Source organism: Allobosea sp. BK604 (assembly GCF_004341515.1).
Classification (GTDB): Bacteria; Pseudomonadota; Alphaproteobacteria; order Rhizobiales; family Beijerinckiaceae; genus Allobosea.
The window spans coordinates 358,214-371,998 of record NZ_SLZF01000007.1 but is presented as its reverse complement, the minus strand read 5'-3'; the positions used below and the strand labels follow the sequence as shown (position 1 = coordinate 371,998).

The 13,785-nt window shown below is 67.4% G+C and carries 15 protein-coding genes; 5 read left to right on the top strand and 10 right to left on the bottom strand.

Translation table 11 applies throughout. The features are described 5' to 3' along the window. The first annotated feature begins 68 nt into the window (after positions 1-68). From EV560_RS22930 to EV560_RS22920, 3 genes are all read left to right on the top strand, one after another. Entirely contained in the window at positions 69-497 is a 429-nt protein-coding gene (locus EV560_RS22930; RefSeq protein WP_165923585.1) for a DUF805 domain-containing protein, read from the top strand. After that, on the top strand, positions 494-1,696 hold the full coding sequence (dapE, locus tag EV560_RS22925) for a succinyl-diaminopimelate desuccinylase (protein WP_131858131.1): 1,203 nt from the start codon (positions 494-496) through the stop codon (positions 1,694-1,696). The genes EV560_RS22930 and dapE overlap by 4 nt, the downstream gene beginning before the upstream one ends. Positions 1,697-1,757: 61 nt before the next feature. Beyond that, a complete protein-coding gene (locus tag EV560_RS22920; RefSeq protein WP_131858130.1) occupies positions 1,758-2,342 on the top strand; it encodes a hypothetical protein in 585 nt (194 codons plus the stop codon). A 33-nt stretch (positions 2,343-2,375) separates the two neighbouring features. Here EV560_RS22920 and EV560_RS22915 read toward each other — a convergent pair whose 3' ends face one another. From EV560_RS22915 to EV560_RS22895, 5 genes are all read right to left on the bottom strand, one after another. After that, positions 2,376-3,212 carry a class I SAM-dependent methyltransferase gene (locus tag EV560_RS22915; RefSeq protein ID WP_131858129.1) on the bottom strand — a complete coding sequence of 279 codons (837 nt, stop codon included), beginning with the start codon at positions 3,210-3,212 and terminating at the stop codon, positions 2,376-2,378. A 34-nt stretch (positions 3,213-3,246) separates the two neighbouring features. After that, the gene (locus EV560_RS22910) at positions 3,247-4,611 is read right to left on the bottom strand and encodes an APC family permease (protein ID WP_131858128.1); all 1,365 of its coding nucleotides are present in this window, start codon (positions 4,609-4,611) and stop codon (positions 3,247-3,249) included. A gap of 218 nt (positions 4,612-4,829) precedes the next feature. Then, complete coding sequence (gene truA / locus EV560_RS22905) at positions 4,830-5,567, bottom strand: tRNA pseudouridine(38-40) synthase TruA (protein WP_131858127.1); 738 nt, start codon at positions 5,565-5,567, stop codon at positions 4,830-4,832. Between the two features lie 50 nt (positions 5,568-5,617). After that, positions 5,618-6,550, bottom strand: a complete 933-nt coding sequence (fmt, locus tag EV560_RS22900) for a methionyl-tRNA formyltransferase (RefSeq protein WP_131858126.1) — start codon at positions 6,548-6,550, stop codon at positions 5,618-5,620. 26 nt (positions 6,551-6,576) lie between these two features. After that, positions 6,577-7,095, bottom strand: a complete 519-nt coding sequence (locus EV560_RS22895; protein ID WP_131858125.1) for a peptide deformylase — start codon at positions 7,093-7,095, stop codon at positions 6,577-6,579. A gap of 116 nt (positions 7,096-7,211) precedes the next feature. Between EV560_RS22895 and EV560_RS22890 the strand changes: the two genes are divergently transcribed. Both EV560_RS22890 and EV560_RS22885 read left to right on the top strand, forming a co-directional pair. Continuing rightward, positions 7,212-8,396 carry a DNA recombination protein RmuC gene (locus EV560_RS22890; RefSeq protein ID WP_131858124.1) on the top strand — a complete coding sequence of 395 codons (1,185 nt, stop codon included), beginning with the start codon at positions 7,212-7,214 and terminating at the stop codon, positions 8,394-8,396. A gap of 79 nt (positions 8,397-8,475) precedes the next feature. Further along, positions 8,476-9,714, top strand: a complete 1,239-nt coding sequence (locus tag EV560_RS22885) for an MFS transporter (RefSeq protein ID WP_131858123.1) — start codon at positions 8,476-8,478, stop codon at positions 9,712-9,714. A 111-nt stretch (positions 9,715-9,825) separates the two neighbouring features. Here EV560_RS22885 and EV560_RS22880 read toward each other — a convergent pair whose 3' ends face one another. From EV560_RS22880 to EV560_RS22860, 5 genes are all read right to left on the bottom strand, one after another. Then, positions 9,826-10,347 carry a hypothetical protein gene (locus EV560_RS22880; RefSeq protein ID WP_131858122.1) on the bottom strand — a complete coding sequence of 174 codons (522 nt, stop codon included), beginning with the start codon at positions 10,345-10,347 and terminating at the stop codon, positions 9,826-9,828. Positions 10,348-10,511: 164 nt separating this feature from the next. Further along, positions 10,512-11,021 (bottom strand): OsmC family protein, encoded by a 510-nt coding sequence (locus tag EV560_RS22875; protein ID WP_131858121.1) that lies wholly within the window; start codon positions 11,019-11,021, stop codon positions 10,512-10,514. Between the two features lie 99 nt (positions 11,022-11,120). Further along, entirely contained in the window at positions 11,121-11,903 is a 783-nt protein-coding gene (locus tag EV560_RS22870) for an ABC transporter ATP-binding protein (RefSeq protein ID WP_131858120.1), read from the bottom strand. Positions 11,904-11,915: 12 nt separating this feature from the next. After that, positions 11,916-12,743 carry an ABC transporter permease gene (locus tag EV560_RS22865; protein WP_131858119.1) on the bottom strand — a complete coding sequence of 276 codons (828 nt, stop codon included), beginning with the start codon at positions 12,741-12,743 and terminating at the stop codon, positions 11,916-11,918. Between the two features lie 27 nt (positions 12,744-12,770). Next, entirely contained in the window at positions 12,771-13,739 is a 969-nt protein-coding gene (locus EV560_RS22860; protein WP_131858205.1) for an aliphatic sulfonate ABC transporter substrate-binding protein, read from the bottom strand. Positions 13,740-13,785: the final 46 nt, after the last annotated feature.

Here is a 13,785-nt window from a genome sequence, read left to right as displayed (position 1 = left end):
ACCTTTTCTTCACCATAAGCTTCATTCGAGCGCCGTCGCATGCGACGATGCAGGATCGGAGTTCGCCCATGTCTCCCATCCGCCTGTTCGTCGATTTCGATGGCCGCATCGGCCTGCGCCAGTTCTGGCTCGGCAGCATCGCCCTCGCGCTCTGCCTGCTGGCGATCCAGTGGGGCGCGCCGCGCCTGACCGACAGGTACACGGGAGCGATGATCTTTGCCTTCGCCAAAGCCTTCGCCCTGTTTCCCTGGGCTGCTCTCGCCGCGAAGCGCGCCACCGACCGCGGCAGCTCCTCGCTCTTCGGCATCCTCCTGGTCTGTGCCATCGTCCTGCCGGGAGAGCTGCGACCTGTCCTCGGCTCGCTCTGGGAGCCTTCGCTGGTCGCGATATCGACGATCGCCTGGCTGATCGCCCTGATCGATCTCGGCCTGATGCCCGGCATCGACCCGGAGGCAGAGCTTGCAGAGCAGGAGCGTGCTGTTAAACCGGCGCCATGAGCCCGAACACGCCTTCCTCCCTCGCCTTCGACCCCCGCGATCCCGTCGCCCTGACCCAGGCGCTGGTCCGCTGCCCCTCGGTGACGCCTGCCGAAGGCGGCGCGCTTTCATTGCTCGACGCCGTGCTGAGCGCGGAGGGCTTTGCGGTGCAGCGTCCGCGCTTCTCGGAACCGGACATGCCGGAGATCGAGAACCTCTACGCCCGGATCGGCAGCGAAGGTCCCGTGCTGGTGATCGCCGGCCATACCGATGTGGTGCCGCCGGGCGACACAGCGCGCTGGACCCATGAGCCGTTCGGCGGCGAGATCGTTGACGGCATCCTCTATGGCCGTGGCGCCTGCGATATGAAGGGCGGGCTCGCGGCGATGATCGCGGCGGCGCTGCGCTTCCGGCGCGAGCAGCCCGATGCGCCCGGCTCGATCGTCTTCTTGGTCACCGGCGACGAGGAGGCTTCGGCGATCAACGGCACGGTCAAGCTGCTGCAATGGGCGCGTGAGCGCGGCGAGCGCTTCGACCATTGCCTGCTCGGCGAGCCGACCAATCCGGCGACGATGAGCGACATGATCAAGATCGGCCGGCGCGGCTCGCTGACCGGCAAGCTGACCGTCAACGGCACGCAGGGCCATGTCGGCTATCCGCATCTCGCCGATAATCCGATCCGCGGCATGGTGCGGCTGCTGGCGGCGCTCGACGCCTCGCCGCTCGATGCCGGCACCGAGCATTTCGACGCCAGCAATCTCGAGGTGACGACGCTCGATGTCGGCAATCCCGCGACCAATGTCGTGCCGGCCCAGGCGAAAGCCGTGTTCAATATCCGCTTCAACGATCTCTGGACGCCGGAGACGCTCGCCGCCGAGATCGAGCGGCGCCTGCGCGACGCGGCCGGCAACAAGGTGCGCTACGAGATCGCCTTCGAGCCGACCAATGCGGTCGCCTTCCTGACCAAGCCCGGCCCATTCGTGACCATGGTGACCGAGGCGGTCGAGGCCGTGACCGGCAAGCGCCCGGCCCTCTCCACGACCGGGGGCACCTCGGATGCCCGCTTCATCAAGAACTATTGCCCGGTCGTCGAATATGGCGTGGTCGGCCAGACCATGCACCAGGTCGACGAGCGCGTCGCCATCGCCGATCTGCTTGCACTGGAGCGGATCACGCATCGGCTGCTGACGGACTATTTTGCCGCAGCGCAACATACTTGACGCTGGCGGAACATCGGGCGCTTAATCCAGTTAGACGAAAGTCTAATACGGGTAATCTGTCATGTGGCTGGCCACCGATGATGTGACGCGTTCCCTGCGCGGGTCCTGGCGCCTGATGACGCAGGGAGCCGAGGCGCTCAAGGAGCTCGATCTCAGCTCGAAAGGTTTCTGGCGGTCCTTCGCGGCGCTGATCCTGACCCTGCCGGCCATGGTGACGATCCTGGCGGCGGAGCGGGTCATCGACGGCCTGCCCAATGCCGGCAACCTGTTCGATTCACCCTGGCTCGTCGCCAGCGTCATCGGTGCGGAGAGCCTCGCCGTCATCCTCGTGCCGGTGCTGCTGATCGGCCTTGCGCCCAATCTCGTCCAGACGCCCCGCTTCACCAGCTTCGTCATCGCCTGGAACTGGGCCGGCATCGTCTCGGTGAGCCTGATGGCGGTGCCCGCCACGATCTTCGCCATCGGCTGGGCCCCGCCGACGCTCGCCATCGTGCAGACTCTCGGCTTCGCGGCCATCGTGCTGCGGCTGCGCTATTGCGTCGCCAAGGCCGCGTTCGGCCCCGGCGGCGGCGCCGGGGTGATCGTGCTGGCGAGCGTGATCGCGGATTATTCGATCGTGCGGCTGTTCGGGCTGGCGGGGTTCTGAGACGCCCCGCCCCGTTTCCTCGGCCGCAGCGGCTCACATGTTCCCGCGCACCGCGCTCCAGGCCTGATTGCCGCCATCGGCAGCCTGGCTCTGCCCTTCGAAGCGACCGCCTTCCAGCTTGCCGGTGAAGCGCCTTCCTCCGGCGGTGAAGACGATCTCGGTGCCGTTCATCTTGGCATCGGTGATCGACATCTCGTTGCCGCCGCGCTTCAGCGTTCCGGCCAGCATCTGGAAGTCCTGTTGCAGCACCAATTCGCCATCGGACAGTTTCCAGGTGCCGCCGACCTGGGCCGGCACGACCCAGAAATGTGCGCGGCAGAAGTTGCGGCATTCGCCCTGGGCCTGGATGGTCTCGTCCGGCGTCCATTCGCCCATGTTGAACGAGTTCGAGACGACGCGCGTGCCGGGCTTCATCTTCAGGATGATCGGGCGCAGCTTGACGTTGAGATCGGGCAGCAGGAACAGCGTCACGACGGTCGCGTCCGAGAAATTGCTCTCGAAGATGTCGGCCTGGACGAAGCGGGCCTTGTCGCCGACGCCCTCGCTCGCGGCATTGCGCTGCGAAAGCGCGACGAGATCCGGATTGTACTCGATGCCGAGCGCGCGCGCGCCGCGCTGGGCCGCGGTGATCACGGTGCGGCCATCGCCCGAGCCGAGATCGACGACGTAGTCAGCCGCCGTGACCTTGGCCATGTCGAGCATGCGGTCGACGAGCGCCTGATGGGTCGGCACCCAGACGACATCCTTGCCGGCCTGTCCCGATTGCGGCTCGTAGGCAGGCGCCGGCTTCGCGGCCGTCTGGGCCGCGGCGAGGCCGATGCAAAGAACCGAGGCGATGCCGGCCGCGGCCATGGTGCGGAACATTCTCATCTCATTCTCCTGGGTTGGCAGTCTCGGATGATGCTCAGGCCCCGCCCGCACCCTGCTCGCTGGCGTCCGCGGTCTTACGCTCGGCCCGGCCGAGCAGCAGCAGCGGCGTACCGGCGGCGATGACGGCCAGCCCAATCAGCGCGCCGATGCCGGTATAGGCAAGGCTGGCATGGAGCATGAACAGGCAGGTCAGGCAGAACAGGATCGGGGTCAGCGGATAGAGCGGGACACGGAAGGGCAAGGTCCGGCCCGGCTCGCGCCAACGCAGCACGATCAGCGACAGCCCGACCAGGAACAGGAAGGACCAGAAGACCGGCGCGGTGTAGTCGACCATCGACTGGAAACCGTCGCGGGCCGCAGCCCCCATGCCGACCAGCGCCAGCGCGACCGTGCCTTGCAGCAGGAGCCCGTTCGCCGGCGTGCCGCCGCGATCGTCCCATTGCCCGACCTGGGGCAGCACGGACAGATCCCGCGCCATGGCGTAGTAAACACGCGCGCCTGTGAAGATCGTGCCGTTGAGGGTCGAGAGCGCAGCCGCCACGACGATCAGGCTCAGGATCAGCGCACCGGAATCGCCGGCGACGGCGCGCATCAGGTCCGCTCCGGCGGCACTGGAGCCGCGCAGCCCTTCGAGACCGAGGCCGGTGAGGAAAGCGAGATTGACCAGCGCGTAGATGGCGACGAGCACGGCCGTGCCGATCAGCAGGACGCGGCTCATGTTGCGCGGCGCATCCTTGAGCTCGGCCGAGAGATAGGCCGCCTCGCTCCAGCCGCCATAGGTCAGCAGAACGAAGATCATCGCCATGCCGAAGGCTCCCGAGGCCGAACTCGGCGCAACCGGCGCCGGCGTCGCTGCCGGCTCGGCCCCACCGAACAGGCCAGCGACAATGACGAGCGCGACGGCAAAAACCGTGAGGACGGTCATGGCGTTCTGCGCGGTCTTGCTCTGCAAGGTGCCGAGCACGTTGAGCCCGGTCAGGATGGCGATGCCGAGCGCGGCGTAGATGGCCGGGCCGTTGGCGCCGAGCGGCAGGATTTGCGCGGCATAATCGCCGAAGACGAAGGCGACGGCGGCGATCGCGCCGGTCTGGATGACCGCGCCCCGGGCCCAGCCGAACAGGACCGCGACCGGGCGGCCATAGGCCCGCGAGAGAAAGTGATACTCGCCGCCGGCATGAGGATAGGCCGAGGCCAGCTCGGCATAGCAGAGCGCGCCGATCAGCGTGACGAAACCACCGAAGACCCAGGCGCCGATGAAGGCGGCCTCGCTCCCGACATTGGCCGCAACCAGCGGCGGTGTCTTGAAAATGCCGATGCCGACGACGATCCCAACCATGATGGCCACGGCGTCGATTACGTTGAGCGTCGGCTTCGGTGCCGACATCGTCTCGCTCGTCATGCGCTTCCCCGCTCAAGCCTGGATCGGAAGCAAACTGAGTCGCGCGACAAAAGTTCTACGACCTGTTCCGAATGGGTCGCAGAGTTGAAAAATGCCGGCGCTCGCGCCAGCCGTTCTCACGGGCTCGTGAAGGCTGTTCGGAAGACGTGATGCGAGCTGGACACGCGCGACATTGTCGCTTCCCAGCGCTTATCCTGGGGAGGCCTGAGGGAAGAGGCTCAGTAGTCGACGCCGGCGAGATAAAGCCCGCAGGGCGGGGCCAGTGCGGCGCATTGCGAGCGGTCGCGCGCCGCCAGCACCTTGCCGACCTTGTTCTCCGGCCAGCGGCCCATGCCGACCATCTTGAGGCAGCCGACCATGGAGCGAACCTGATGATGCAGGAAGGAGCGGGCATGGACATAGGCCACGATCTCCGCGCCCTCGCGCCTGACGTCGAAGCGATCGATGGTGCGCAGCGGGCTGTTGGCCTGGCATTCGGCGGCGCGGAAGGTGGTGAAGTCGTGATGGCCGATGAACGCCTTGGCGGCGCGGTCCATCGCCTCGTGATCGAGCTTCACCGGCACATGCCAGACACGGTTGAACTCGAGCGCCGGCTGCGCCCGCCGGTCGAGGATGCGGTAGATGTAATAGCGCCGCGTCGCCGAGATGCGGGCGTCGAACGTGTCCGGCACCGGTTCGGCGCTCAACACGGCGACGGGGATGTGCTTCAGCCGCGCGTTACTGGCGTCGCGCACGACGTCACTGCGCCACTCCTTGTCGAGATCGACATGGGCGACCTGGTGCGTCGCGTGCACGCCGGCATCGGTTCGCCCCGCACAGTGCAGGCGCACGGAATGGCCGCAGAAGGCCTCGATCGCCTCCTCGACGCTCTGCTGCACGGACGGCCCGTTGAGCTGGCGCTGCCAGCCCGAGAAGGGCGTGCCATCATATTCGATGACGAGCTTGTAGCGGGGCATCAGGGCATGATGCCGAAAAGAGGGAACCGGCTTTCTGGCACTGGCATGCCCTAAAACCTGTGGCCCGGTTCCAACCGGGCGCCGCGCAGGAACTCGGCGCCGCTCATCGGCCCGCGGCCGCCGGCGCGCTGGACCTGGAGCAGTTTCACCGCGCCCTCGGCGCAGGCGATCGTGCCCTCGCCGTCGAGCAAGGTGCCGGGCTCGGCCGCGCCGCCGGCAAGCGCCGTGCGCAGGACTTTCAGCCGCTCCGGCCCCTTGCCGAGATCGACCTCGGCGAAGGCGCCGGGAAAGGGCGAGAGGCCGCGCACGAGATCATGCACCTGCCGCGCGGGCCGCGCCCAGTTCAGCCTGGCCTCGGCATTGGCGATCTTGGCGGCGTAGGTGACGCCCGCCTCCGGCTGCGGCGTGAAGCGCAGGCCGCCGCGGCCGAGCGCGGCAAGCGCACGCACCATCAGGTCGGCGCCGAGCGAGGCGAGACGGTCATGCAGTTCGCCGGCCGTCATGTCGCGGTCGATCGCGACCTTCTCGACCATGCCGACCGGGCCGGTATCGAGCCCGGCCTCCATCTTCATGACGCAGATGCCGCTCTCGGCATCGCCGGCCATGACGGCGCGCTGGATCGGCGCGGCGCCGCGCCAGCGCGGCAGTAGCGAGGCATGAAGGTTGAGGCAGCCGAGCTCGGGGAGATCGAGGATCGCCTGGGGCAGGATCATGCCATAGGCGACGACGACCGCGACATCGGCCTCGTGCGAGGCGATGATCTCGGCCGCCTCCTCGCTCTTCAGCGTCTTCGGCGTGAAGACGGGAATGCCGAAACGCTCGGCGGCGCGGTGCACCGGCGAGGGCTTCAGATCGAGGCCGCGACCAGCCTGGGCCGGAGCGCGGGTGTAGCAGCTGACGACCTCGTGGCCCTGGCCGACGATCTCGGTCAGGGTGGGCACGGCGAAGTCGGGCGTGCCCATGAAGATGACGCGCAAACTCATGCGTTCAGTGCCGCTTCCATCCCCAGTCAGGCCGCGCTCTCGCGCCGCGCCTGCTTGGCGAAGCGCTTGGTGACGCGCTCGCGCTTGAGGCGCGAGAGATGATCGATGAAGAGCACCCCGTTGAGATGGTCGATCTCATGCTGGATGCAGGTGGCGAGCAGCCCGTCGGCCTCTATTTCCTGTTCCTTGCCGTCGAGATCGAGATAGCGGATCTTCACGCGCGCCGGCCGCTCGACCTCCTCGTAATATTCGGGGATCGAGAGGCAGCCCTCCTCATGCACGTTCATCTCCTCGGAGGACCAGGTGATTTCCGGGTTGATGAAGACGATCGGGGTCTTCTCCTCATCCTGCTTGGCGAGATCGATCGTCACCACGCGCGTGGGCACGCCGATCTGGATCGCGGCCAGGCCGATGCCCGGCGCGTCATACATCGTCTCCAGCATGTCTGAAGCGAGCGCCTTGATCTCGGGCGTGATCGCCTCGACAGGGGCGGATACCTGACGCAGGACGGCATCAGGCAGGATTACAAGGTCACGGATGGCCATAAGGGGCTCGAACTGGGTTTTCGTGCTGATTTGGCGGACATAAGCGCTTGTGGGCAAGCGGTCAAACTGTTCCGCTTTCGTTCGGAAATTCCAGGCGAATCGGGTAGTGTTCGACCATGAAAGAGATCGCCTTCGTCCTGCTCGAGCGGCCCGTGACCTGGGCCGAGGCCGCGTTCGGCTTCGCCGGCATCAGCCTGTTCCTGCTCGCTTGCGTCACGCTTTCGCTGTGGCGAAGCTCGCGGCGGCGGGCGGTGGAAGCCGGCATGGCGGCCGAACGGGCCCGCGAGATGGACGACAAGGTCGCCGAGATGAACCGCATGCAGGCGGAGCTCACCGGCCGGATGCAGACCATGGCCGAAATCCTCTCGACCCGGCAGGGCGACCTCGCCCGGCTCGTCGCCGAGCGGATGGACGGGCTGCGCCAGCAGGTCGGCAGCGGGCTGGAGCAGAACGTCAAGCAGACCACCGAGAGCCTCGGCAAGCTGCAGGAGCGGCTCGCCGTCATCGACGCCGCCCAGAAGAACCTGACCGACCTCACCTCGGAAGTGGTGACGCTGAAGGACGTGCTCGCCAACAAGCAGGCGCGCGGCGCCTATGGCCAGGGCCGGATGGAGGCGATCATCCGCGACGGCCTGCCCGCCGCATTCTTCGCCTTCCAGCCGCAGCTCACCAATGGCAAGCGGCCGGACTGCCTCGTCACCTTGCCGGGCGACGGGCGCGGCCTGGTGATCGACGCGAAATTCCCGCTGGAGAGCTTCACCATGCTGCGCGAGGCGCGCGGCGAGGAGGCGAAGAAGCAGGCCTCGGCCCGCGTGCGCGGCGATGTCGGCCAGCACGTCAAGGACATTTCCGAGCGCTATTTCCTGCCGGGCGAGACGCAGGACATGGCGCTGCTCTTCGTGCCGTCGGAATCGATCTATGCCGACCTGCACGAGCATTTCGACGACGTCATCCAGAAGGCGCATCGCGCCCGCGTCATGGTGGTCTCGCCCTCGCTGCTGGCGCTGGCGATCCAGCTCATGCAGTCGCTGATCCGCGACGCGCGCATGCGCGAGGAGGCGCAGGTGATCCAGAGCGAGGTCGGCAAGCTGCTCGACGACGTGCGCCGGCTCGGCGAGCGCGTCGACAAGCTCGACACGCATTTCCGCCAGGCGCAGGAGGATGTCGGCCAGATCAAGACCTCGGCCGGCAAGGTCACCAGCCGGGCGGAGAAGATCGGCGCGCTCGAATTCGACGACGCCAAGGGCGAGCCGTCCTTGCCTTTCGCGAAGGGCTTGCCGCTGAAGGCCGCGGCCGAGTGAGCCGGGCCGCAAGGGACCGCACTCCATCCACATTTCGAGGCTAGTCGTTCCTGCAACCGGCATTGCGAGGGAACGACGGATGCTCGTGCAGATCGGAACGCTCATCGCCGCCACGAGCCTCGTCCAGCTGGCCAATGGCTTCTTCAACACCTTCCTGTCGCTGCGCCTGACCGTCGAGGATTTCGGCGCGACGCTGACCGGCATCGTCCTCAGCGCCTATTTCATCGGCTTCACCATCGGCGCGGTCGGTTGCGGCGGGGTGATCCAGCGGATCGGCCATATCCGCGCCTATACGGCCTTTGCCGGTATGGTCGTGGTTGCGACCGCCGCGATGCCGCTCTTCATCTCGCCGCTGGCCTGGATCCTGTGCCGCGCCGTCATCGGCATCGGCTGCGTCGGCCTGTTCATCACGACCGAGAGCTGGCTCAACGCCAAGGCGCAGGCGGACCAGCGCGGCCGGGTGTTCTCGATCTACATGGTCGGGACGTTCCTCGCGCTCGCGGCCGGACAATTGCTGATCGGCAAGCTCGCGATCCAGTCGGCGACGCCGTTCAACATGATCATCGCGCTCTTCGCGCTCGCGCTGGTGATGGTGAGCACGACGCGCGCGGAAGCGCCGATGATCACGCCGGAGGCCTCGCTGCGCTATGGCGACCTGACACGGCAGGCGCCGGTCGCCGTCGCGGGCTGCGTCATCAGCGGCATGATCAGCAGCGCCTTCTACGCACTCGTGCCGGCCTGGATGCTCAGCAACCATATTCCGCAGGAGACGATCGCCCTGTTCATGCTGGTCGCAGTGCTGGGCGGGCTGGCGCTGCAGGTGCCGGTCGGCCGTCTGTCGGACCGCGGCGACCGCCGCATCGTCCTGGCCGGGCTGGCGCTCGGATATTCGGCCGCCGCGATCCTGCTCGTGCTGCTCCCGACGCGGCTTGCGGCCGTGCTGCCTGTGGCGGCGCTGCTGGGCGGCTTCATGTCGACGCTCTACCCGGTCTGCGTCGCCCATGCGCTCGACCGCATGCCGGCGGACCGGGTCGTCGCGGTCAGCGGCCGGCTGATCCTGGTCAGCGGCTTCGGCTCGGCACTGGGGCCGATCGTCGGCGCCGGCGTGATGGCGCGGTTCGACATCAACGGGCTGCTCTATTTCATGGCGACAGCGACCGCGCTGCTCGCCGCCGTCGTCATCCTGCGCATCCGGGTCAAGGCGCCGCCGGAGCGGGTCGAGCGGCCCTTCGAGATCATCGACCCGCTGGCGGCACCGATCTCGCAGGAGCCCGAGGCCACGGATGCGGACGGCACGCCCCGCGCCGTCGCCGCATGAGCTTGGCGGCTAAAGCATTTTCGAGCGAAGTGGATAGCGGTTCGCGTGAAGAAAATGCGTCAAAACAAGAGGTTAGAGGATTTTCGCGGTTCGGAGAAGCGCGGAAATGCTCTAGCCTTGAGGCGCCCGCAGCACCCGCTCGGCATAGCCGATGATGCGCTCCTGGCCCTCGGTCGGGCCGCCATGCAGGGCCGCGATCTTGCGCAGCATGATGAAGAGCTCGTTGAGCTCGGCCTTGGACAGGTTCTTGCGCAAGAGATCCTTGAGGTCGTCGATAGCGGTCTGGGCCGAGGGAACCGAGTCGACGGCGTGCCCGGCAAGGATCAGCCGCGTCTCGATCTCGCTCTCGAATTCGAGCACTCCGCGCATCTCGGCCTTGATCGCCTCGACCTGCTCGACCGTCGGTTCGCCACGATCCTTGGCCACGAGCAGCATCAGGGCGACGGCGCCCTCGCGGCTCTCGGTCATCGCCTTCAGCGGCGCCCGCTGCTGCTGATCCCTGGCGACGAGGCGGCGCTTGCTGTTGCGGCGGTCGCTCAGCCAGTGGTCGAGATGCTCCATCCCCCTGCCCCAGACCAGCCAGTAGGCCACACCACTGATGATCGCGGTCACGATCGCGGCAAGAACGGGCATTGCAATCTCTCCACCATGAAACCAGCCACCGGAGCCCAAGACAGGCCGCTCCGGCAGCTCTTGCGGGCTCGCCACTCTCTCGGCGACGAGACCTAGCCTCTCGGCTTTACAGTTCCATGATCCGTCCAGACGCGGATTCGGTGGGGAGATTGCGCGGGGCGTGCTCAGCCGCGATTCAGCGCCGCCGAGAGTTCCGGCTTGACGTTGAGCGTCTGGAAAACGACGCAATAGCGCTCGGTGAGCTTCAGCAAGCTGTCGAGCTTCTCCTGCGGCGCGTCGGTCTCGACATCGAAGGAGAGGCGGATCGCCTTGAAGCCGACCGGCGCGTCCTTGGCGACGCCGAGCGTACCGCGGAAGTCGAGATCGCCCTCGGCCCGGACCGTGCCCTTCTTCAGCTCGATCTCGAGCGCGGTCGCGACCGCCTTGAGCGTCACGCCGGCGCAGGCGACCAACGCCTCCAGCAGCATGTCGCCCGAGCAGAGCTCGGCGCCCGTGCCGCCCGTCGCCGGGTGCAGGCCGGCGAGCGCGATGGCGCGGCCGGTCTCGACCTTGCAGGCGATGTGCTGATCGTCGAGCTCGCCATGGGCCTTGAGCGTGATCACGGCGGCGTCGGGCGTCTCGCGATACTTGTCCTTGAGCGGGGCCTGGAGGGCGCGAAGAGCGGTGACGTCCATGTCTGTTACCTCTGCGGGAGATGCGGGCGATGTCGCCGCTGACTTAAGCGCCTTTGCCGCTCCGCACCAGCATCGCGACGCGAGGGCCGGCGATGCGGCCTACCACCACATGCCTGCCGTCTCGGCGGCCTTGTGCTGCTGCGGCTCGCCATCGCTGAGCGAGCGGTCGAGCGAACGCAGCACCTCGCGCTTGGCGGCCTCGAAGCTCGGCGAGAGCCGATCGCGCGGACGTGCGAGCGGATTGTCGAGCTCGTCGAAGATGCGGCCGGGGCGCGGCTGCATCACGATGATGCGGTCGGCCAGGCTCACCGCCTCCTCGACATCATGCGTGACCATGACGACGGTCGGCCGGCTTTCCTCCCAGAGCGAGAGCAGGTGGCCGTGCAGGCTCGCCCGCGTGGTGGCGTCGAGCGCCGAGAAGGGCTCGTCCATCAGCAGCAGCTTCGGCCGCGTGATCAGCGCGCGAGCGATGGCGACGCGCTGCTGCTGGCCACCGGAGAGCTCACGCGGCCAGCGCTTCTCGTAGCCGCCGAGGCCGACGCGCACGAGTGCGTTGGCGGTGAGCCCCTCGCGCTCGAAGGCCGAGAGATGCGAGAGGCCGAAGGCGACATTGTCGGCGACGCTGAGCCAGGGAAAGAGCCTGGGCTCCTGGAAGATGACACCGACATCCGCACGCGGTTCGATGATCGTCTCGCCATTCAGCACGATGCTACCGGCGCTCGGATGGTCGAGCCCGGCAACGAGGCGCAGCAGCGTGGTCTTGCCGCAGCCGGAGCCGCCCACGAGGGCAAGGATCTCTCCGGGCGCGACCTTGGTGGTGATGGCCGAGAGCGCATGCGTGCCGTCGGCATAGGATTTCGAGAGATTGTCGAAGCTCAGCATCGACGTCGGCTTTCAGAGCTTGTCGCGACCGAGATCCTGCCAGGTGAGGAAAGGCCGCGTGATGGCGAGAAGCAGGCCGTCAGCCAGCTTGCCGAGCACGGCAAAGGCGATGATGGCCGCGATGATGGTGTCGGGACGTCCGAGTTGCTGGCCGTCCACCAGGAGATAGCCGAGGCCCTCGCTCGCCCCCATGATCTCGGCCGCGACCACGAACATGAAGCCGAGGCCAAGGCCGGAGCGCAGCGAGACGATCCAGGCCGGCAGGATCGCCGGGAGCAGCACCCGCCTGACCATGGCGAAGCGGCTGAGCCGGAAGACGCGGCCGACCTCGATGATCTTGCGGTCGATCGAAAGGATCGCGGCGGCGACCCCGAGATAGACCGGGAAGAAGACGCCGACCGCGATCAGCGCGACCTTCGAGGCCTCGAAGATGCCGAACCAGAGGATGAAGAGCGGAACCCAGGCGATCGAGGGGATCGAGCGCAGGGCCTGCAAGGTCGGATCGAGCAGGCTGCGGGCGATGGGTAGAGCCCCCGTCAACGCGCCGAGCACCGTGCCGACGGCCGCGCCGAGCCCGAAACCCGCCGCGACACGCCAGAGCGTCGCCGTGGCATGGGTCAGGAGTTCGCCCGAAGCCGCCAATTGCCAGAGCGTCTTGCCGACCACGCTGGGCGGCGGCATCAGCCGGCCATTGGCGAGGCCCATGCCGACCAGGAACTCCCAGAGCGCGGCGAGCGCGATCGGCAGGAGCAGGCCGGCAAGCCCGAAGCGGCGGGATGTCCGGCCAGTCGTCGGCCGTCCCTCCCCGGTCGCGGACGCTTCGATCTCGAGCGCGCTCATCGGCCTCCGGTCATGCCTCGATCGGGCTTACTTGGCCGCGGCCGCAGGGAAGCGCCGGTCGAGCAGGTTGTCGACCACCGACTTGATATTGGCATCGGCCGGCAGGACACCCGCCTGCTGCAGCGCGAGGCCGGCGGCGGTGATCGTGTCCGCCTGGGCCTGGCCGATGGTCGAATGCGTCAGCTCGGTGCGCTGGAGCTGGCGCTCGATCACGGGCTCGGAGAGCCTGGTGTAATCGACCAGGATCTTCTTGAGCTCGGCCGGATTGGCGATGGCATAGGCGCGCGCCTCCTCATAGGCCGCGATGACCTTGCGGACGAGCGCCGGATTCTCGTTGGCGAAGGCCTCGCGCACGTTGAGGACGCCCCAGGTATTGTCCTCGGCCTTGCGGTAGAACAGCTTGGCGCCGCTTTCGACCTCGGCCGCTGCCATCAGCGGGTCGAGCCCGGCCCAGGCGTCGACATCACCGCGCTCGAGGGCGAGGCGGCCGTCGGCATGCTGGAGCAGGACGAGCTTGACGTCCTTCTCGGTCAGCTTGGCATCGGCGAGCGCGCGGACCAGGAAGATATGGGGATCGGTGCCGCGGGTGACGGCGACGCGCTTGCCCTTGAGGTCCGAGACCTTGGTGATCTCGCTCTTGGCGCCGGTGACGAGCGCGGTCCATTCGGGACGGGAATAGACGTAGATCGACTTGATCGGGTTGCCGTTGATCTTGCCGATCAGCGCCGCGGCGCCGGCGGTCGAGCCGAAATCGATCGAGCCGGCATTGAGGAATTCGAGCGCCTTGTTCGATCCGGCGGACAGGACCCAGCGCACCGTGATGCCGTCTGCGGCGAGCGCCTTCTCGAGGAAGCCCTTCTCCTTCAGCACGAGGCCGACCGGATTATAGGTGGCATAGTCGATGCGGATTTCCTTGGGCGCCTGCGCGGCGGCACCAAAGGCGAGCGTCGTCGCGGCGAGGCCGGCAAGGACGAGGCGGCGGCTGAGACTGGCAATGACGGACATGATCGATCCCTTTGTTCTTCGTTGGGCGAAGGGATCG

What these genes read in the sequence shown, in the direction of transcription:
- fmt (WP_131858126.1), bottom strand. Translation starts at nt 6,550, where the DNA reads ATGAGTTTGCGCGTCATCTTCATGGGCACGCCCGACTTCGCCGTGCCC.
- EV560_RS22875 (WP_131858121.1), bottom strand. Translation starts at nt 11,021, where the DNA reads ATGGACGTCACCGCTCTTCGCGCCCTCCAGGCCCCGCTCAAGGACAAG.
- EV560_RS22910 (WP_131858128.1), bottom strand. Translation starts at nt 4,611, where the DNA reads ATGACGAGCGAGACGATGTCGGCACCGAAGCCGACGCTCAACGTAATC.
- EV560_RS22890 (WP_131858124.1), top strand. Translation starts at nt 7,212, where the DNA reads ATGAAAGAGATCGCCTTCGTCCTGCTCGAGCGGCCCGTGACCTGGGCC.
- EV560_RS22870 (WP_131858120.1), bottom strand. Translation starts at nt 11,903, where the DNA reads ATGCTGAGCTTCGACAATCTCTCGAAATCCTATGCCGACGGCACGCAT.
- EV560_RS22930 (WP_165923585.1), top strand. Translation starts at nt 69, where the DNA reads ATGTCTCCCATCCGCCTGTTCGTCGATTTCGATGGCCGCATCGGCCTG.
- EV560_RS22915 (WP_131858129.1), bottom strand. Translation starts at nt 3,212, where the DNA reads ATGAGAATGTTCCGCACCATGGCCGCGGCCGGCATCGCCTCGGTTCTT.
- EV560_RS22885 (WP_131858123.1), top strand. Translation starts at nt 8,476, where the DNA reads ATGCTCGTGCAGATCGGAACGCTCATCGCCGCCACGAGCCTCGTCCAG.
- EV560_RS22895 (WP_131858125.1), bottom strand. Translation starts at nt 7,095, where the DNA reads ATGGCCATCCGTGACCTTGTAATCCTGCCTGATGCCGTCCTGCGTCAG.
- EV560_RS22865 (WP_131858119.1), bottom strand. Translation starts at nt 12,743, where the DNA reads ATGAGCGCGCTCGAGATCGAAGCGTCCGCGACCGGGGAGGGACGGCCG.
- EV560_RS22880 (WP_131858122.1), bottom strand. Translation starts at nt 10,347, where the DNA reads ATGCCCGTTCTTGCCGCGATCGTGACCGCGATCATCAGTGGTGTGGCC.
- truA (WP_131858127.1), bottom strand. Translation starts at nt 5,567, where the DNA reads ATGCCCCGCTACAAGCTCGTCATCGAATATGATGGCACGCCCTTCTCG.
- dapE (WP_131858131.1), top strand. Translation starts at nt 494, where the DNA reads ATGAGCCCGAACACGCCTTCCTCCCTCGCCTTCGACCCCCGCGATCCC.
- EV560_RS22920 (WP_131858130.1), top strand. Translation starts at nt 1,758, where the DNA reads ATGTGGCTGGCCACCGATGATGTGACGCGTTCCCTGCGCGGGTCCTGG.